16 protein-coding genes are annotated in these 19286 nt (G+C 37.4%); 5 read left to right on the forward strand and 11 right to left on the reverse strand.

Annotated features, from left to right (window positions below; genetic code table 11):
* Positions 1 to 235: 235 nt before the first annotated feature.
* The 6 genes from QM524_RS24210 to QM524_RS24235 form a co-directional block, all read right to left on the reverse strand.
* On the reverse strand, positions 236 to 802 hold the full coding sequence (locus QM524_RS24210) for a 50S ribosomal protein L25/general stress protein Ctc (RefSeq protein WP_166579314.1): 567 nt from the start codon (positions 800 to 802) through the stop codon (positions 236 to 238).
* 63 nt (positions 803 to 865) lie between these two features.
* Positions 866 to 1807 carry a ribose-phosphate pyrophosphokinase gene (locus QM524_RS24215; RefSeq protein ID WP_095165912.1) on the reverse strand — a complete coding sequence of 314 codons (942 nt, stop codon included), beginning with the start codon at positions 1805 to 1807 and terminating at the stop codon, positions 866 to 868.
* A 491-nt stretch (positions 1808 to 2298) separates the two neighbouring features.
* Positions 2299 to 3519, reverse strand: a complete 1221-nt coding sequence (locus QM524_RS24220) for a LysM peptidoglycan-binding domain-containing protein (RefSeq protein ID WP_283346617.1) — start codon at positions 3517 to 3519, stop codon at positions 2299 to 2301.
* A 221-nt stretch (positions 3520 to 3740) separates the two neighbouring features.
* Positions 3741 to 4844 carry a LysM peptidoglycan-binding domain-containing protein gene (locus QM524_RS24225; protein ID WP_283346618.1) on the reverse strand — a complete coding sequence of 368 codons (1104 nt, stop codon included), beginning with the start codon at positions 4842 to 4844 and terminating at the stop codon, positions 3741 to 3743.
* 502 nt (positions 4845 to 5346) lie between these two features.
* Positions 5347 to 5847 carry a DinB family protein gene (locus QM524_RS24230; RefSeq protein ID WP_283346619.1) on the reverse strand — a complete coding sequence of 167 codons (501 nt, stop codon included), beginning with the start codon at positions 5845 to 5847 and terminating at the stop codon, positions 5347 to 5349.
* Between the two features lie 221 nt (positions 5848 to 6068).
* A complete protein-coding gene (locus tag QM524_RS24235) occupies positions 6069 to 7013 on the reverse strand; it encodes a helix-turn-helix transcriptional regulator (protein ID WP_283346620.1) in 945 nt (314 codons plus the stop codon).
* A gap of 113 nt (positions 7014 to 7126) precedes the next feature.
* On the opposite strand from QM524_RS24235, the gene QM524_RS24240 reads away from it, so the two are divergent.
* From QM524_RS24240 to QM524_RS24255, 4 genes are all read left to right on the forward strand, one after another.
* Positions 7127 to 8590 (forward strand): adenylate/guanylate cyclase domain-containing protein, encoded by a 1464-nt coding sequence (locus QM524_RS24240; RefSeq protein ID WP_283346621.1) that lies wholly within the window; start codon positions 7127 to 7129, stop codon positions 8588 to 8590.
* Between the two features lie 190 nt (positions 8591 to 8780).
* On the forward strand, positions 8781 to 9374 hold the full coding sequence (locus QM524_RS24245) for an HD domain-containing protein (RefSeq protein ID WP_283346622.1): 594 nt from the start codon (positions 8781 to 8783) through the stop codon (positions 9372 to 9374).
* Positions 9375 to 9446: 72 nt separating this feature from the next.
* Complete coding sequence (locus QM524_RS24250; protein WP_283346623.1) at positions 9447 to 11312, forward strand: patatin-like phospholipase family protein; 1866 nt, start codon at positions 9447 to 9449, stop codon at positions 11310 to 11312.
* Positions 11313 to 11681: 369 nt separating this feature from the next.
* Positions 11682 to 12497 (forward strand): universal stress protein, encoded by an 816-nt coding sequence (locus QM524_RS24255; protein WP_283346624.1) that lies wholly within the window; start codon positions 11682 to 11684, stop codon positions 12495 to 12497.
* Between the two features lie 233 nt (positions 12498 to 12730).
* Here the strand turns inward: QM524_RS24255 and QM524_RS24260 are convergent, their stop codons facing one another.
* Positions 12731 to 13261: a DinB family protein gene (locus QM524_RS24260; protein WP_283346625.1), complete on the reverse strand. Its 531-nt coding sequence runs from the start codon at positions 13259 to 13261 to the stop codon at positions 12731 to 12733.
* A 249-nt stretch (positions 13262 to 13510) separates the two neighbouring features.
* Between QM524_RS24260 and QM524_RS24265 the strand changes: the two genes are divergently transcribed.
* Positions 13511 to 14992: a M61 family metallopeptidase gene (locus QM524_RS24265; RefSeq protein ID WP_283346626.1), complete on the forward strand. Its 1482-nt coding sequence runs from the start codon at positions 13511 to 13513 to the stop codon at positions 14990 to 14992.
* 107 nt (positions 14993 to 15099) lie between these two features.
* Here the strand turns inward: QM524_RS24265 and QM524_RS24270 are convergent, their stop codons facing one another.
* The 4 genes from QM524_RS24270 to QM524_RS24285 all read right to left on the reverse strand — a co-directional run bounded on the left by QM524_RS24270 (position 15100) and on the right by QM524_RS24285 (position 19012).
* The gene (locus tag QM524_RS24270) at positions 15100 to 16176 is read right to left on the reverse strand and encodes a Gfo/Idh/MocA family protein (RefSeq protein ID WP_283346627.1); all 1077 of its coding nucleotides are present in this window, start codon (positions 16174 to 16176) and stop codon (positions 15100 to 15102) included.
* A 406-nt stretch (positions 16177 to 16582) separates the two neighbouring features.
* A complete protein-coding gene (gene ygiD / locus QM524_RS24275; RefSeq protein ID WP_283346628.1) occupies positions 16583 to 17461 on the reverse strand; it encodes a 4,5-DOPA-extradiol-dioxygenase in 879 nt (292 codons plus the stop codon).
* Between the two features lie 201 nt (positions 17462 to 17662).
* Complete coding sequence (gene cobC, locus QM524_RS24280) at positions 17663 to 18226, reverse strand: alpha-ribazole phosphatase (protein WP_283346629.1); 564 nt, start codon at positions 18224 to 18226, stop codon at positions 17663 to 17665.
* Positions 18227 to 18235: 9 nt separating this feature from the next.
* Positions 18236 to 19012, reverse strand: coding sequence for an adenosylcobinamide-GDP ribazoletransferase (locus tag QM524_RS24285; protein WP_283346630.1), 777 nt, complete (start codon positions 19010 to 19012; stop codon positions 18236 to 18238).
* Between the last annotated feature and the right edge of the window lie 274 nt (positions 19013 to 19286).

The raw sequence follows: 19286 nt of genomic DNA on the forward strand, positions 1-19286 counted from the left end.
AATAATACTGACAGATACAGCTATTGAGAATAGAATATTCAGCTTTTTAAGATGGATAAAAATGCAAATGTCTCATTATCAAAAAAATATATCTACTTAAAAAAAGCTGGGTAGAGTATGAGTTGTCCTTTGTCCTTGCCTAAAAAAATCGATTTTAAGAATTTAAAGTATTGACATAAAAAAACCGCTCTGTAAATTACAGAGCGGTCATCTATCAGTAGTGGATTTGTGAAAATTAAGAGTTGATTTTTCCTCTCAATGCACGTGGGATATCGATAGTTGCAACTGGGTTAGTTGGGTTGTTCAAGATAGAAACACCTTCAACTTTCAATTTGCTAACTTTGATAGTTTGTCCCAAGTCCAAACCTGTAATATCTGCTTCAACAAAATCAGGAATGTTTTCAGCTAAACCTTTCAAAGTAACTTTGCGAAGTTTCTGAACCATTTTACCCCCTTTTTGTACACCTGGAGCGTTACCAACGATTTTCACTGGAACGTCAATTTTGATAGCTTTGCCATCAACGATTTCCAAGAAGTCAACGTTCAAAATAGTTTCGTTAACTGGGTGGAATTGTGAATCTTGTAAGATTGCACGACGAATTTCGCCTTCAATGTTTAATTCAACTTCAGCAACTTCTGGAGTGTAAATTAATTCACGGAACAAAATCATTGGAACTGCAAAGTGAACTACATCTTGTCCACCGTACAATACACATGGAACTAATGCTGCATTGCGTAAATCTTTCGCTGATTTTGTACCTAAAGTTTCTCTTTTGAAACCTACAACTTCAATCTTTCTCATTTGAGTGATTTTTGTGTTACTAGCCTTTCGCGAACTGCTATCTTCTAGTAACTGTTTAAGTAATTATTGTTTTATGAAAAGTGAACTGATAGACTCGTGGTCACGGATTCTTCCAATAGCTTTAGCAAACAGTTGAGCTACTGATAGAACTTTAATTTTATCACAACCCGGTTTAACAGGAATGGTATTGGTTACCACTAGCTCTGTAAGCACTGAATTACTGATATTTTCGTAAGCATTGCCAGATAATACTGCGTGAGTAACGATAGCTCTTACTGATTTGGCACCTTTGTCCATAATCAACTGTGCAGCTTTACACATCGTTCCACCTGTATCAATCAAGTCATCGACTAATACTACGTCTGCACCTGTTACATCTCCGATCAACTGCATTGAAGCAACTTCGTTGGCACGTTTACGGTGTTTGTCACAAATAACCATTTCAGCGTTGAAGAACTTCGCAATGTTACGAGTACGAACTACACCACCTACGTCAGGAGAGGCAAACAAAATGTTATCTAAGCCTAATGATTTCAAATAAGGTACAAAGATAGCTGTTCCTTCCAAATGATCTACAGGAAAATCGAAAAATCCTTGAATTTGTCCAGCATGTAGGTCAACTGTCATCAAACGGTCAGCACCAGCGGCAGTCAAAAGGTTTGCAATTAATTTTGCACCAATACCTACTCTTGGCTTGTCTTTACGGTCTTGGCGAGAGTAACCGAAGTATGGAATTACCACTGTTACATAGTGCGCCGAAGCACGACGAGCCGCATCAATCATCAATAACAATTCCAACAAATTATCAGCTGGTGGAAATGTTGATTGAATCAAGAAAACATCACAACCTCTGATTGATTCATCAAAACTTGGTGAAATCTCACCATCTGAAAATCTTTGAATTGTAGTTGAACCTAATTCTTTACCGAAATACTGAGCGATTTCTTTTGCTAAATATTCAGAAGAAGTCCCTGCGAAAATTTTAACTTGATTTATGGAAGCCATTTTTTGTGGGGGTACAACGCCTTGCTTTTGCGAAGTACTGATTATTGTTGGATCTGTTTGCAATCGTTAATACCCAATTTTAAAATTTTCCGCAAAAGTACAAAATCTAGCGGATATATGCTAGCAATCAAGACCTGTATTTTTGAATTTGCCTCGCTTTTTTTTCTATACCCTTCGCTAAGTGGTTATATCTTACCGAAATGCCTTTCTTTTGACCGAAACAAAGATTTTCAAACTGAAATAGCGTCAATTAGACACATTTGCTATATTCTAATCAACGCTACCTTTACCTAACTTTTTTTTCTGGAAATAATTCAGCATTTCCTCAAAAAATACAATTCATTTTTCAAGGCGGATTGGGGATTTCTGATTTCGGAAATAAAGCCAAATCCCTTTATTTTTTACAAAATATAGAGGCTTACACTTCCGAAATCCAACATCAGATATCCGAAATGGATGGGTATTACATTCCTCCGTACACTACTAATTCTCTATCCGTAATATTTATCGAAGCTAAAACTGCTATTCAAAAGTTTTTGTGTTCGGTCTTTTTTCCATTGCTCTACATCGTTATTGATGACCGCCTGTACGACACTTCTTTCATCGATAGAACCTAATCCAGAGGCTGAATAAATTCCTTGCGAACTAGCTGCTTGAGTAACCGCTTTTTGGAGGACTGCCAAAGAACCCGATAGACCTCGATTCACTGCCAAATCTACGCGAAGGGCAATGCCTCCTTCTGAAAACAAAATACGATTCAAAGGAACTTGCTGACCAAATATTCCAATTCCTGTAGCATCAGAAAGTGCTTTATTCATATACTCCTCCTGCGCGATTTGAATCTGTGCTCGTATCATTTCTCTTTCAAAACCCGCCGCGATAAATACTCCTGTCAATTGCAAATCATTGGCGACCGTGGTAAAGGCTGCATCACCCGAAGCACCTCTGACACTTACGACTGGGGCTCCATAACCCGAAACATCTACTCCAAACTTGCCAAAAGAATTATAAAAAGCATCACTATTGTTTTGCTTCATCCTCTGTAATACTTTACTCAAAATAGAACCACTCGCCGAAGCACCTGTAAACTGAATAAAACCAAATGAGAAAATAGCTTTATCATAACTATTTACCGCATCAAAACAACCTTCATTTTTTCCAATAAAATGTAAAACGTCTGCATAAAAAGGCTTAGGCAGCAAATCTTCGAATTGATAACGTTGTGAATCAAATGTCGATTTACCGAAATAAGAAACGCCTCTAGGGTTTACCAAATTAGGCGAAGGATAGTTATCACGCATAGTACCCGTTGAGTCTGTTCCATAACTTGATGGATAAGAAATTACAATACTGTTGAAACTACCCTTATTATCCTTTCTTACAACAAAAGACGAAATACTTGATGCCGTACTGCCGCCACTTCCTGAACCTGAATAGCTACTTCCTCCTCCTGACGAATAACTACCATAATTTGGAGTGGAGTTATTTGGGTAAACTGGATCAGTATTCGGGTAAACAGGGTTATTGCTTGGATACACAGGATCGCTGTATGAGGGTGTATAACCTCCTCCTGACGAAACATTTAGAGTTTGACCAATAGAGATATTATTGTCATACAGATTGTTAAATTGCTTCAACTGGTCTACACTAATATTGAATTTTTTCGCAATACTATAAAGAGTGTCTTTGGGTTGTACGGTATAAGTTGCCATAGTTTTGTGTGCAATACATTAAAAGGTTCGGTTGATATTCGAAATTAAACAAATACTATGCAGAAAATAAAGTCTAGGTTCATAACTGAGTAAAAGGCACTTCTGGCATCGGTAATAGCATTGAATTATCATACCATTTCTGATTTGAGATTTTGGATTGCTGATTTCGGAAATATTTAATCAGAAATCCAATATCCTCAATCCGAAATTTTTATACTGGTTTATTTCCAAAAACTAAATGAACCGTCTAGCAATTTCAAGATTCTTTGCTTCTTCAAGGCATCTGGCTCATTTTGTGCCAATACTTCCACCACTCTACGCTCGTTGATTTTGGCTAATTGCATACTGGTAGAAAGCTTAGCCTCTTTCGCTACCTGATTAATAGCCGCCTGAATGGGAGCTAATGACCCAGTAAGACCACGATTAACAGCCAAATCGATGCGAATTGCAAACCCTCCTTCTGTTTTGAGAATTTCATTAAGCGCTATCAACACGCCATTTACATTGATTTTTACTGTAGGCGCCACCGCCTTCATGACGTATTCCTCCAAAGCTAATTCTACTTGTGCTCTAACCATACTTCGTCTATAACTACTGGCAATAAAGGCCCCTGTCAATGATAGGTTGTTAGCTACTTCCAGATATGCTGCATCGTTTTCTAGAATACCTTTAGTAGTCTCAATTCTAAAAATGGGCTTTGCTCCTGCTATAATATCCATGCCATACTGACCAAAACAATCATTAAAGGCGTATTCATCTCTTTGCTTAAAACGATACAAGACTTGAGATAAAATTGAGCCTGAGGCCTGAGCTCCCGTAAATTGCAAAAAACCAAATGAAAAAATGGCTTTGTCATAGCTGTTTACCGCATCAAAACAGCCTTCGTTTTTGGCAATATGATGTAATACCTCCAAATAAAATGGCTGTGGACACAAATCTTGAAAATAGCTAGTATTCGTCTCAAAGGCATTTTTTCCTGTATAACTTACGCCGTTGGAGTTTACCCTGTTGGGCGAAGGGTAATTATCTCTGAATATACCAGTTTTTTGGACTCCTGCCGGGGTCGGATACGAAATCGTAAAGGTATTATAACCGACTTTGGGGAGTTTCTCAACGATAAATACATTTCGCTTTTCGTAGATTGACTTAACTGTTGTAACGGGTTTGTTAGGTGTTATAGGCGATGGCAACGAAACAATTAGATTCTGACCGATATTGAGATTCGTAGAAACTAGGCTATTGAGTGAAATAATCTGCTCAACGGTCAAGCCATATTTTTTAGCAATGCTGTAGAGGGTTTCTTTGCTCTGAACGGTATGCGTCATAGGTTATCGTGGGTTCTAATAAATGATTTTGTAAGAAGGTACGAATGTACGGAATTCGCTTCAATTCATGGCGAAGCTGAATAAATAGTTAAGCGATAAAATCAAGGGAGACTTCTGGAACCTTTCGAGAAAGGTGACATTGAGAAAACCAATAAATAACTAAATAAGCGGATTAGCGTAAAGGCTCTTTGCTATGCTGGGCTAACTACCTTTGTTGGGGACGGCGTAATGGTTGGAAAGATTTTAAAATTGGCTTTTTTAGGTTAATAATCATAAGCTTAAAAATGGTTTTGTGTCAAAGTAGTTACTTTTGAAATGACTTAAAAGAAGAAAGAATATGTCCATCAATGATAGATTTATTGCTGTTGAATTATGAGAAAATGACAAATACCATTTTTCCCGATAATCACCTTTATACGTCAATTATAACTATACAAATAAAACAAAGAAAGGATACTAATCCAAAGATTAATATCCTTATTATTCAAAATATTGATAATTGTTAAGCAAAACTCATATCATCGGCACTAGGACCATAACTTCCAGGGATTGGAATGTTTAGTAATCTTAAAAATACACCTAATTGAGCTCTATGATGAATAATTTGAGAAAATGTCATTCGAATCACATCTACCTTAGGATCTGAGCTGTAAATAGTTTCTCCTGCACGTAAAGTCCATGATTTGTCAAAAGTACTTTCGTCGGCAGTTGCTAGGGCATCACGACAATCGATCAAGTTTTTTTCAAAAAACTCCACCAAGGCTTCAGTGGTATTTAGATTTGGTAAGGTGTAGGGATTTTTTTCAAAATCTAATTCATCTGTCTCCAATATCATGCGAACCCAAGTTGGTAATTCGGCCACATGAATAGACAAACTTCTTAAGGTCATACTTTTGGGGTGAGGTTGCCAGTCTAGTTGGTCGGCTGGGACGATGCTCAACATCTTACGAGTTGTTTTTGCTTCATTTTCAAACTCTTGCTGAAGTGCTGCTAATACGGTCATGGTTTTAAGGTTTATTTATTTTGTTTAAGTAATAGGAAAGATTAAATTAATAGTATATTCGAGTTGTATTTTGAGCATAATCTTTTGATTATGAATAACTTAAAGCAATCAATATACAATTAACTAATAACGTCTTACTACTCATGATTGAGAACACTACAAAATAACAAACCCAAAGTGACAGCCCTATGTCAGTAGGGCTGTCACTTTTTTTACCATTTCTATAATTTTTCCAAAATTTTCAAAACAATACCTTTCACCATACCTTTAAGTTCAAGTGGCTCTAGGATTTCTGCATATTCTCCAAAGTTCAAAAACCAATGTGCAAAACCTCTGATAGAAGCCGTCAGAAATGTCATTTCTACTTTATCGCCCCTATCTTTTTGGTCGACAAAACCATTGTAATATTTCTGATCACCAAAGTAACGTAGTACATTTTTTTGTACCAAAATCTTCACTAAAGTCAGATTTTCTCGTTGACTAAACTTGGGCAAATAGGTTTGTAAAGAAGGATGTTCGCTCGAAAAACTCGAATTCGTCTGCTTCAATTCCTTTACTCTATCAATCCTGAAATGTCTATAATCTTTTCTTAAATGACAATACGCTATCAAATACCAAGCAGTAGCCTGCAAGAATATCCCGACGGGTTCAATAATTCGCTGACTATCAACTTGACTATGATTGGCAAAATAAAGCATTTCTACACAACGCTTTTCGGCTATACTTTGGAGTAGAGTTTGGATATGGCTACTTTCGTCATGATGCTTCGGAAGATAGGGATTGTCCAATACCTCGATATGATTCGAAATCGTATCGAGATAATCTTTTTCGGTCATTTTCAAAACTGCTTTTACCTTAAAAAGTGCCGACTGATAGGTATTTCGAGTTTGTTCATCGGTAAGTTTTTCCACCAACTTTTCGGCCGTCAAAAACGCGGTAGCCTCTTCTTTGGTAAACATTACAGGTGGCAACCTATACCCTTCCATTAGGCTATATCCAATCCCAGCCTCGCCGATAATGGGCACACCTGCCTCCTCAAGCGTACGAATATCGCGGTAAACAGTACGGAGACTAATCTCAAACCTATCGGCAAGCTCTTGAGCTTTTACCACTTTTTTGGATTGAAGCTGAATCAAAATGGCGGTTACTCTATCAATACGATTCATGAAAATATAGTTGTTATAGGTTTGGAAGAAAATAATTTGAGTCGCAAATTTCGTATTTCTTAGGCTGATATAAAATTCCTTTTAGTATATTTAAGCTACACTTCGAACGAATTATGAAAACTAAAACGCTCTTCTGCTGCTACGCTATTATTTTCAGTTTATCGGCTCAATTTTCTAAGGCACAAAACAGAACCATCGAACTTTGGAAAAGTCGCTTGCAAACCGAGACCCGAGAAATCCCAAAAACTGATATTCTTTTGAATCTTTCGAAAGAATATGAGCTCGAAAATAACCTCAATGAATCATTGACATATGCCAATCAGGCCTTGAGTTTGGGCGAAAAAGCTAACTATAAAAAAGGGATGGCTTTTGCCTATCTGCAACTTTCATTGGTCAACGGCAAACTGGGAAACAAATCTACTGCCCGAAAACAACGTAACAAGGCCAATGATTTGTTGGAAGAAATCAATCAACATATTGGCAATGATATTGTACAACTACAAAAACAGCAACTTTTAGCCGAAGAAGAACTCAAAAAAGACCAAGAAGAATTGGCTTTACAAAAAGAAGAAGCTGAGAAAAAACGCTTGGAACTTGAGCAAAAAAATGCGGAAGTTGAACAGTCAAAAGGAGAAATAGCCCTTTCCTTACAAACTATTAATGAACTCAGTGGGGATATTTCGGAGAAAGAATCTATGCTTCTCAAAAAACAAAGACAACTCGACAAGCAAGCTGATAAAATTAAAATTTTACGACAAGAAAAAGCTATTCAAGACTTAGCTCTCGAAAAACAGAAAGTAGTCCAAAAACTGATGTTGGTGATTGTTGCAGGGATTTTGTTGGTAGTGTTTTTTCTATTGATTTTGTATTTTAACAAAAAACGAAGTAATCAAAAATTGGAAGAAAAAAACGAAATCATTGAGGTTGAAAAACAACGTTCTGATGAATTATTACTCAACATTTTGCCTTCCGAACTCGTTGATGAATTAAAGGAAAAAGGAACTGCCACCACGCAGTATTATGAGCTAGCAACGGTCATGTTTACCGACTTTAAAGGTTTTACTCAGATCAGTGAACAACTTTCACCGCAAGAGTTGATCGAAGAAATTGACTATTGCTTCAGAGGGTTTGATTTAATTCTTGAAAAATATCCATCTATCGAAAAAATCAAAACTATTGGTGATGCCTATCTCTGCGCTGGGGGTATTCCTATTCCTAATGCACAACATCCAGAAGAAGTGGTTCGGGCAGCTTTGGATATTTTGGGATTTATGAAGAAAAGAGAAATACAGCGAAGGGAACAAGGAAAGCCCTTTTTCGAGATTAGAATTGGGATACATTCTGGTCCTCTGGTAGCTGGCGTTGTTGGTGTCAAAAAATTTGCTTACGATATTTGGGGCGATACCGTCAACACAGCCTCTCGTATGGAAAGTAAAAGTGAAGTGGGCAAAATCAATATTTCTGGCAATACATATCAACTTGTTCAGCATCACTTTTCATGCCATCATCGAGGAAAAATTCAGGCAAAACACAAGGGTGAAATAGATATGTATTTCATTGAAAAATCGCACACATAGATAAGTGATGAGTTGTGAGTGGTGAATTGTGAATTATTTTTTATTGTCAATATTTTATCTACAGCAGTCTTTAAGCTCTATGAAATAGGCAAAAAGCTTAAATATATTTCTTATAAAAAGATAAAACATTTTGCCAAGTGTCCATAGCAGACTGCCAAAACCCCAACAACAGTAATTTTCATAACATACGATGAACCTTGCTTTAGCTCGAATACATATTTTAGAACGATTGACGACGGAGCTCTCCTCCGATTTTAGCTATCACCATGTCAATCATACGTTGGCGGTCGAAAAACGAGCGCGTGAAATTGCGTTATCAGAAGGGATTGTTGACGAAGAAAGTCTGATATTATTGTCTACGGCTTGCTTTTTCCACGATGCTGGTTTTTTGATTTCTTACGACCAGCATGAAGATTTTAGTTGCCAAATCGCAGAGGAGATACTTCCTCAATATGATTACACCTCTGCGCAAATCAACCTCGTAAAACATTTGATACAAGCTACCAAAATACCTCAATCTCCTGACGATTTGCTTTCCAACATCTTATGTGATGCAGACCTAGATTATTTGGGCGGATCCAATTATTACGCCATCGTTGAGACTTTGCATCAAGAGCTCACACATTTCAAACGACTTGATCCAAGTCAAGATTGGACGCAAATCCAGATAGATTTTCTGGAAAAACATTCTTATTTTACCCCAACAAATCAAAAAGAGCGAACAGAGGAAAAGAAAAAGAGAATTGAGGAGTTACGCTCACAAAAGAATACCTCAATAGGCTAACGTTGCGATTTTATCCATCATCTCAAAATCTACGGCAGCACACAAACAAATCTCAAATCGAATAAATAAACTATGCAACAAAATTATCCAATAAAAGACTATCAACATGATTTATTGGTGAATAGTCTATCTAGTGTTTTTGGCAAATTTGACACACAAATGTTGGGGCTTATCGAGCCGCAATTGGAGTGGATAGAATTAGCTGGAGGCGAAATCTTGTTTCGACAAGACGAGGTAGATGATTCCTTGTATTTTGTTATTAGCGGTCGACTTCGAGCCTATATTACCACCGCAGAAGGTGAAAACTTGACGGTTGGAGAAATTATAAGGGGTGAAACTGTGGGAGAAATGGCCTTGTTTACAGGCGAACCACGTGGCGCTAGTATTGTGGCCACAAGAGATAGCGTACTTGTAAAGCTCACAAAAGTACTTTTTGAAGAAATTCTGAAAGCTTATCCGCTGATTTCGATGAGTGTTTCCAAAATCATCATCAATCGTCTTCGCAATTCTCAGTCGCTCAAAAAAAGTATCAAAAAACCTGTTAATATTTGTTTTGTAGGAGTTTCCCCTACGCTCAATCATCGTGATTTCATTGATAAACTTTTTCCTTATCTCGAGCGAAAAGGCAGAACACTCTTACTCTCTTCTGAACTCATCAATCACACCCACGAAACCGAAAATTTGGCTCAAGCAGCCAAAAGTGATACAACACATTATCGAAAACTCAGTCAATGGCTCGACGAACAAGAGTCTAAATATGACTTAATGTTATACCTCTGTGATAATGCAAACACAGAATGGACCAAACGTTGCATTCGTAATGCAGATGAAATTTATCTGCTAGCTTCAGCAGAAGATTCCCCAGAGTTGACGGCCTTTGAGAAAGAAAGATTTATCAAAACTCAGGCAAAGCCAGCTGTTAAAAACTTGATTTTATTGCATGACGAAACAACCAGAATCCCTCACTTTACAGACCAATGGTTAAAACCTCGCAATGTACAAAGACATTTCCATATCCGACCGCATCTAATATCTGATTTACAGCGACTTGCAAGGGTTATTTCTGGTAATGCCATTGGGTTGGTGCTTGCAGGTGGAGGTGCCAAAGGATTTGCACATTTGGGTGTATATCAGGCACTGAAAGAATTCAATATTCCTATTGATTTTGTGGGAGGCACAAGTGTTGGCGCAATGATGTCTTCTCTGGTTGCCTTTGATATTTCCCCTGAGATGGCAAAACAAAATGCCAGAAAAGGCGCATTTTTCAACCCAACCAAAGACTATACCTTACTACCTTTTGTGTCTTTGATTAAAGGACATAGAATCGAAAAAATGATTTCGGATAGTATTGTGAGCAGTGTTGGCAAAGAAGTGAATATAGAGGATACATGGATACCCTGCTATTTTGTTTCCAGTAATTTTACAGAAGCCCGAGAGGTATTACACACCAAAGGGTCAATTACTAAATATTTACGGGCAAGTAGTTCGATTCCAGGCGTATTCCCGCCTGTGATCGACAACAACGACTTCTTGGTGGATGGTGGTACTTTCAATAATTTCCCTACGGATATCATGAACAAATTGGGAGTAGCCAAAATTATCGGGGTTGACTTTTTTATTGATAAACCCAATAAACTTTCAATCACCAAAATGCCTTCTGGCTGGGAGATTTTGAAAGATAGATTTCGAAGTAAAAAAGACCAAAAATACCGTATGCCCCTGCTCATGTCTATCATTTTGAATAGCACGGTGTTATACAGCGATGCCCGACAAAGCGAAACTAAAAAATATACAGACCTCTATATCAATCCAGATTTGCGCAAATACAGCATTCTCAATTGGCAGGCTTTTGATGAAATCTACGAAATCGGCTATCAGCATGCCAAAAAGATGTTTGAAAATATGTCAGAAGAAGAATTAAGATTTTATAGAGAATAGTTTTGTTTAAAGCAAAGCTAAGTAAGTAATCGAGCAGAATAAGATTTAAGTTTTGTGTTTTAGGCATAAGGCAACAGGCACAAGGCAAAGAGTGTTAAATCGTTCTTTTGTAAGGATAGATAAATTTTTGCCGAATGCCCAAAGCTGAAAGAACACCTCTTATAAGTTCAATTTTTTAGCAAAATAATTTTATTTTTAGTTAGATTTTGCAACGAAAAAGATCTCTATTTCGTTTAATTAATAGAGAGTCAGAACCACATATTCCATGATGAAAGTTAATACAAAACCTGCTTTTCAAGAGTGTTTTGTTATTTTATTCAATCTAACTTGCTTTCCATAAATAAGTGGAAAGCTTAAAACATCAAGGCTATGAAAAAGGTGATTGTTGCAACGAATTTTTCGGAAGAAGCCGAAAATGCTACTATATATGCGGCACAAGCTGCGGCTGCATTAAACTTGGAGTTGGTACTGTTCAACCTACACAATGTGTCTATACACGCACTGAACGCCCGAACTTCAAGTAATTCAATGAATCATGGATTAGCCTTGGCGAAGTTAGAGTTGGCCGAAGCTGCCCAAAAACTCGAATCTGAATACCACATCAAAGTAACCCCACATATTGCTTCTGGAGATATAACTGACGAACTAAATCGTTGTTTCGTCGCACACGAGGCTGACATGTTGGTTTTGGGAATGCCTGAAAAGTCTGTGGAGCAGGATTTATTAGGAAATACCACTACGCTCGTAATCAACAAAATAAAATATCCCATTATGGCGATTCCTAAAAGTGTAAAATTTGAAGGAATCAAAAAAATTCTATTTGCCTGTGACGTAACCAAAGGGGTTCATGGAATGATACTAGAAAGGGTAAAATCAGTTGCCAGAAGTTTTGGTGCCAAAGTGGAGGTATTCTATGTTTGTCGTAAACAACACGAACTAAGCGCTGTAGATGCCGAGCATTTGGACAGCATTTATGCAGGTTTGGATGGCATCGATTACTCCTACAACAATGTGACATCAGACAGTGTGGTCGAATCCATCAAGGATGAAATCAAAGATACACATTCTGATTTATTAGTCATGGTACCTTACAAATACGGTTTTCTGAGCTCTATGGTGCATAGAAGCAAAACCCGTATGATGGCATCCGAAAGTAATGTTCCTTTACTTTCGTTGAACCTTTAGATTATTGAGTGATTTGAGATTGAGTGAATGAGTGATTATTATCATTGATTACTATACAAAATTGAAATTACTAGTTCAAGACTTAGTCTTGGACTTACTATTGTAAACAGTTTTAAAACTGAATCAATAACTGATTCGAGACAAAGTCAAAACTATTGAATCGCTTTTATCCGTTTTGTCCAGTAGTAATAATCACTCATTCACTCAATCTCAAATCACTCAATAAGAGAACCTTAGAAAAGTTTTTCCTGCGGTGGCTTTGCTCCTGCTAAGCGAATATAAACCGTTGTTTGACCTCTGTGGTGTGTTTGATGCTCAAAACATTTAGCAAAGGCTGTACCTTTTGTCATCTCAAAACGATTGAACAATTTGATTGTTTCACCCATCTTGCCTGCTGGCACTTTTTTCAAGCTGTTAATCACAAAATCATATCCATCTAATACAATTTTGGAGACATTTGCCTTGGATTTATCTGTTGTTTTTTCCAGTTCTCCTGGTGCAAACGCACTTTTCTCGCCAGAAGCCGCTGCGGCAAAACCATAGTTACCGTCTGTCAGGTGCAGCATTTGTTCTGCAAATGAGCGCATTTCTGGTGTAGGTTTCAAGGCATAACCAGACTCAGGCATAGCGTCAAGATATTCCTTTGTATAGGTCTTGGCTCTTTCCCATTCTTTAATCATTTCATCCTTAGATGTTTGTGCGCTTGCAAGGCTTGAAAAAGCCAAAAACAAACAAATCATTGAGAGTAATTTTTGAAATTTCATGAATTGGGTTGTTTAGAAATAAATATTCTTCGAAAGATAAAACACTCTGTCCAGTCATTTTCATAAATCAATTCAAAAATTACCCATTCTTTGCAAATTTTAACCCAGACGTATATTGCATCGGATAATTAGGTAAATTGTTTCCTTTACCTTCATTAACCTTTTAATTGTACAATTTCGATGAATAACTATATCAAAATGGGTCTTAGGCTGCTAGTGATTGTATTATTTGTAGTTTCACAACATACAATGGCTCAATCTTCAAAAAAAGCTTTATTTAATTATACCATTGATTTTACTAAACCACAAAATCAAAACTTTACGGTTCAATTAAGTAGCGCTGGATTCCCGAAGGACACTTTAGATTTTACAATGCCACAATGGATGCCAGGATATTACCAAATCATGTCGTACGCCAAACAAATCAATAGCATCGAGGCCAAAGATGCCAAAGGAAAGGCCTTGACCCTCACCAAAAAAGCTGATAATGTTTGGCAACTAGTTTTACCTAAAAATACTCCCTTTACCATCAATTATACGGTAACTGCCAAACGTAATTTTGTGGCAGCAGCTGTGGTGGATACCACTCATGCCTACGTAGTTACGACTGCGGCTTTTTTGTATGTGCCCGAATTTCTTCAAAGTCCAGTACATGTTAAAATAAAAACGCCATGGAAGGATGTAGCCACAGGACTAACACCAGTTTCGGGGAAAAAACATGAATATACCGCACCCGATTTTGACATTTTATACGACTGTCCTATCCTTTCAGGAAATCTTGAAGAGTTACCTTCTTTTGTAGTTGGTGGCAAGAAACACCGATTTGTGGGCTATAAAATGGGTGAGTTCGACAAGGTGCGACTTATGAACCAACTTCAAAAAATTATAGAACAAGCAGCAACGCTTATTGGCGATATTCCTTATGATGAATACACTTTTATTGGAATTGGCCCAGGAAATGGCGGTATCGAACACTTAAATAATACAACCGTTAGTTTTACAGGTGAAAAACTAAGCAATAGAGATGTTGAGATAAGGATATTGAACTTTTTAACACACGAATATTTTCATCACTATAATGTAAAAAGAATTCGTCCTTTCGAGTTAGAACCTTTTGACTACAGTCAGATGAATCATACCAATCAACTTTGGATCAGCGAAGGTTTGACGGTATATTATGAGTATCTTTTGGTAAAAAGAGCAGGTCTTATCTCTGAAAAGGAAGTATTGAATAATCTGTCAAATAACATAACAAATATTCAAAACAACCCTGGAAGATTACATCAATCGCTGGCGCAAGCTAGTTATGATACTTGGAAAGATGGTCCGTTCGGAACTTCGGGGAAAGATGCTTCAAAATCTATTTCATATTATGAAAAAGGTCCATTGGTAGGCTGGATTGTTGATTTAGCCATTAGAAACGCGACTGATAACCAAAAATCCCTAGACAACGTCATGAGTTATTTGTATCATTATTATTACAAAAAACTCAAGAGAGGTTTTACGGATGCCGAATTCCGTCAGGCATGTGAAACCATCGCAGGACAGTCATTAAGTGCTGAATTCGACTATATCTATAGTACCAAAGAGTTGGATTATGCCACTTATTTGGGATACGCTGGTTTGGAAGTAAAAGTAGACGACACAACGCATAAGTGGACTGTTTCAAGAAAAGCCACTTATACGCATAAACAAGAGGCTATTTTAAAAAGTTGGTTAGGGGAAAAATAACAATTCCTAATAGGGTGCGACTAAAATCGCACCCTATTAGGAATTAAGAAAATACCTCTAGTGTATTCAGGTAACAGATACACCATTAACTGATAACTTCACAATACCTACAACATCACTGGCAATCCAGTTTTCACAGATTCATCACAAGCAAAGGCAATTCTTAAACTATTGACTGCATCTTCTACGTGGTCATCCAAATTAAGGTCTTCTTGGATTGCCTTCAAGAAATAGGCTTGTTCTCGATTACAAAGTTCTTGATGATCTGGCTCGTCCGTAAGATTAATCCATTCATCTGGTTTGGTAAAAGCATTATTGCCATCAATATCTGCATAGTGTACACGCAAAGATTCTGTTTTGGTATGGGCATCTACATTATCAGATTTACCAACACCCCCTGCCTCTTTAGCAACGATTGATACGCAGCCTTTAGGTCCGATTACATCTTTGACAAAAAAGGCCGTTTCGCTCATCATTGGTCCCCAACCAGCTTCGTACCAACCTACTGAACCATCTTCAAAGCGAATTTGTAATTGTCCATAATTATAATTTCCTTCTGGAATATCATCAGTCAATCTCGCCCCAATAGCATTGACTTGCAATGGTTTAGAACGAGTCATTTGACACATCACATCAATATAATGAACGCCACAATCTACAATTGGACTCAGGCTTTTCATCAAATTTCTGTGCACATCCCACATATAGCCATGACTTTGTTGGTTGAGATTCATGCGCATAACCAAAGGACGTCCAAGTCCCGAAGCCACTTCCACAAACTTTTCCCATGAAGGATGATGTCTCAATATATATCCAACAACAACTTTCTTATTTTTCTCTTTTGCTTTAGCAGCAACTCTTTCGGCACCAGCTACAGTGTCGGCTAGTGGCTTTTCAATGAATACATGACAATCAGCCTCTAATGCCTGAATAGCAAAGGCTTCATGGGTATCAGGATAAGTCGAAATACAAACTGCATCGGGCTTTGTAGCCTCCAAAGCTTCAGCATAGTCGTTAAAAAGCGAATATCCTCCTCCTAATTTCTCGTTGAGTACTTCCTTACTTTTTCCCGTAGAAACAATTCCGCAAATCTCGAAATTTTCTGAATTGTGATAGGCTGTGGCGTGCGAGGCACCCATATTTCCGCAACCTACAACCAATACTTTGATTTTTTGAACTGACATTTTTTTGGTAGTTAAATCAATTTAGATATGTGTCTGTAATCTGATTATAAAACAATCAACTACATTCAATATCCTTTCTTTTTATGAAAATTGGATATGATGTGATTTCTCACTGTTTAGCTCAAATCTATGAATTTATGCTGAATTTATTGTCCTGTCGAGTGAAGTTCCTGAGGAAAAGTGCCTAGTAACAAAGGCATAAAGAGAAAGACGAGTTTTATCATTTAACCCAAAACTCTCTCTATGCCTTATTTTTATGGTTTGTACTCAGTATTTGGGCAGAATTACTAGTTCAAGACTTCGTCTTGGACTCATTTTTTATACAGTTTAAAACTGAAACAAACACTAGTCCGAGACTAAGTCTCGAACTAGTGAAGCATACAAGCAACTAATAACATCTTGACACTTATGAAATTTTGAAGGAAGTCATAGAAATGGCACCTAAAACCGTTTTATCATTAAATACGCTCACTTGTTCTTGAGCTTGCTGTGTTCCAAGCGTATAAAGCAAAGGTAAATAATGATCTGGAGAAGGCGCGGATAATTGTACCGCCGAGCCCAAACTTTGATAGTTAATCAGTGATTTATGATCTTGATTCACGACCATTTTTTTCAGCATTGCATTCGCTTCCAAAGCCCAATCATACCCATATTCTGGCAAATTAATCTTGTCCCAAGCTAAACGACGGAGGTTATGAACGATATTGCCACTACCCACAATCAAAACGCCTTTATCGCGTAATTTGGCAATTTCTTTTGCCAAGTCATAGTGATATTGTGGTGCTTTGGTATAATCCAAACTTAACTGCAAAACTGGCACATCAGCCTTTGGATAAATATGCTTGATAACACTCCAAGCGCCATGATCTAGCCCCCATTGCTCGTCGAGACCAACCTCTGTCGAGTGGATAGCCTGCTTAGTTTCCAAAGCAATCGAAGGACTTCCTGGCGCAGGATATTGCACATCGAATAAAGCTTGTGGAAAGCCCCCAAAATCATGTATTGTTTTCGGTTTGGGCATCGCTGTAACAAAAGTACCTCTTGTTTCCCAGTGTGCCGAAATACATAAAATAGCACGTGGTTTAGGTAAATCTTGTCCTATTTTTTTCCAACCTCTCGAAAACTCATTATCCTCAATCGCATTCATTGGACTTCCATGTCCTAAGAAAAAAGCAGGCATTCTCTCCGTCTTTGGAGCGTTAGCCAATTCATTTAAAGCCTTGATATCCATATTTATAGTGGCTGGCAGTATTGCCATAGCCTTTAAAAACTCTTTGCGATTCATGTATATACATTAAATTTCTATAAAGTTAACAATAAATCCATTCTATTTATTTCATTACTAGTAAAATTTAATGTATATACACGAATTTTGTTGCGTGAGTTCGGTATTGAGTGATTCACACAAGTAGAGACGTAATATTTTACGTCTTTCTTTCCTACACAAGGATAATTGAGCTTACAAAAGGGTTTTTGAAGGTGAAATTTACAAGAACTTCACTTTGAAGAAGCCGTATTGATATTGGATTTTGATCATAGCGCCATAATCAATATCGACTGCGAAGACTTTTTGGGCGGGAATTTCTAAAATTAGGTGTAAAATCGTTCGTATCACACCTCCATGGCAAACAATGACTTTATCATTTGTAGATTGCTGCAAAGTTTCTTCCCAAACAGATTTAACTCTTTCTATCATATGGGAAAAACTCTCACCATTTGGAGTCGTAACATTGACAAAGTCTTGCATCCACGGCTGACTTTCGTCTTCAGGAATATCGTTCCAAAGCTTCATTTCCCAATCACCAAAATTCATCTCCATCCACCTTTTATCTGTTTGGAATACTTTTTCTGGAAACAAAAATTCCATCAAATGAGTACAACGACTTAGTGGGCTTGAATGTAAATCAAAATCCACTTGGGTCGATGGAAGTTTCTTTTGTATAACTTTTGCTTCCTCCTCAAGGGTCTTAGTCGAGGGAACATCACTTTGCCCATAACACAGTCCCGTGGGAACATCCACAGAAGTATGTCGAATCAGGTATATATCCATGACGAAATCTTATTTTACTGTCCAAATTCCAACTAAATACAAATAGGCAATTACCTCTGTTAATTGTTGAATGCTACCTAAACAATCACCTGTGTAACCACCAAGCCATTTGGTAAAAAACCTAGCGAGATAGGCTCGCATTAGGAATATAGGAACCAGTATACCAATAATTTTCCAATCCTGCGTTACGTAAACCACGATACACATAGGTAACAGGGCAAAAATAGAAGCTACAAAAAAGGCATCTATTCCAATTTTTTTGCCAATAGGTTTTGCTTTACTTAGGGCGTCTTCTCGAACATATTCATGGGTAAAAATCATCGACAATGCCGCATATCTGCTGAGTGGATGCACTAACATAAGTGCATATATTTGATAGTCTTTTCCAATATAAAAAAGACTACTTACTTTTAAAACCATCACTAATCCAAGTCCCAACAAGCCAAAAGTTCCCAAGCGGGAGTCTTTCATAATATCCAATATTTTCTGTTTGGTCCAGCCTCCTCCAAACCCGTCGCAAACATCCGCCAATCCGTCTTCATGAAAGCCTCCAGTAGTTAAAATACTCGCAACCAAACTCAAAAGAATAGCAATTGGGAAAGGCAATACCAACGAAAAAAGGTAAAAAACAAGGCTCGAAATAGCGCCTACAATCCAACCTATCACTGGGAAATAAACAGTTGCTTGGTTAAGCATATCCTCGTCATGTTTCATCCATTTGGGCACAGGAATACGGGTATAAAACATGAGGGCATTGAGAAAAATATGGAACTGTCGAGTTAGCATGATATTAAGATAATTTAATTTTCTGATTTAGGCGCAAGGCAACAGGCACGAGGCACAGAGTGTTAAAATGTTTTTCTGTAACAATAGATATGTTTTTGCCGAATGTCCAAAGCTTAAAGCCTAAAGCTCAAAAATTAAATTTTATTTTGCATTAATTTACTGTAGGCATTAGGAAAAAATGTTATCATAATTTCATTAGAAACACTTGTATACTTTTAGAATACTGCCTACAGACTAATGCCTACAGCAGGAAAAATCATTTTCATTAGAAACA

This window comes from Flectobacillus roseus (assembly GCF_030056595.1).
In the GTDB taxonomy this organism is placed as follows: domain Bacteria; phylum Bacteroidota; class Bacteroidia; order Cytophagales; family Spirosomataceae; genus Flectobacillus; species Flectobacillus roseus.

Coding starts and splice junctions, on each gene's coding strand:
- QM524_RS24230 (WP_283346619.1), bottom strand. CDS start 5,847: ATGACCGTATTAGCAGCACTTCAGCAAGAGTTTGAAAATGAAGCAAAA.
- QM524_RS24265 (WP_283346626.1), top strand. CDS start 13,511: ATGGCTCAATCTTCAAAAAAAGCTTTATTTAATTATACCATTGATTTT.
- QM524_RS24270 (WP_283346627.1), bottom strand. CDS start 16,176: ATGTCAGTTCAAAAAATCAAAGTATTGGTTGTAGGTTGCGGAAATATG.
- cobC (WP_283346629.1), bottom strand. CDS start 18,226: ATGGATATATACCTGATTCGACATACTTCTGTGGATGTTCCCACGGGA.
- QM524_RS24215 (WP_095165912.1), bottom strand. CDS start 1,807: ATGGCTTCCATAAATCAAGTTAAAATTTTCGCAGGGACTTCTTCTGAA.
- QM524_RS24210 (WP_166579314.1), bottom strand. CDS start 802: ATGAGAAAGATTGAAGTTGTAGGTTTCAAAAGAGAAACTTTAGGTACA.
- ygiD (WP_283346628.1), bottom strand. CDS start 17,461: ATGAATCGCAAAGAGTTTTTAAAGGCTATGGCAATACTGCCAGCCACT.
- QM524_RS24245 (WP_283346622.1), top strand. CDS start 8,781: ATGAACCTTGCTTTAGCTCGAATACATATTTTAGAACGATTGACGACG.
- QM524_RS24235 (WP_283346620.1), bottom strand. CDS start 7,013: ATGAATCGTATTGATAGAGTAACCGCCATTTTGATTCAGCTTCAATCC.
- QM524_RS24255 (WP_283346624.1), top strand. CDS start 11,682: ATGAAAAAGGTGATTGTTGCAACGAATTTTTCGGAAGAAGCCGAAAAT.
- QM524_RS24260 (WP_283346625.1), bottom strand. CDS start 13,261: ATGAAATTTCAAAAATTACTCTCAATGATTTGTTTGTTTTTGGCTTTT.
- QM524_RS24225 (WP_283346618.1), bottom strand. CDS start 4,844: ATGACGCATACCGTTCAGAGCAAAGAAACCCTCTACAGCATTGCTAAA.
- QM524_RS24240 (WP_283346621.1), top strand. CDS start 7,127: ATGAAAACTAAAACGCTCTTCTGCTGCTACGCTATTATTTTCAGTTTA.
- QM524_RS24250 (WP_283346623.1), top strand. CDS start 9,447: ATGCAACAAAATTATCCAATAAAAGACTATCAACATGATTTATTGGTG.
- QM524_RS24285 (WP_283346630.1), bottom strand. CDS start 19,012: ATGCTAACTCGACAGTTCCATATTTTTCTCAATGCCCTCATGTTTTAT.
- QM524_RS24220 (WP_283346617.1), bottom strand. CDS start 3,519: ATGGCAACTTATACCGTACAACCCAAAGACACTCTTTATAGTATTGCG.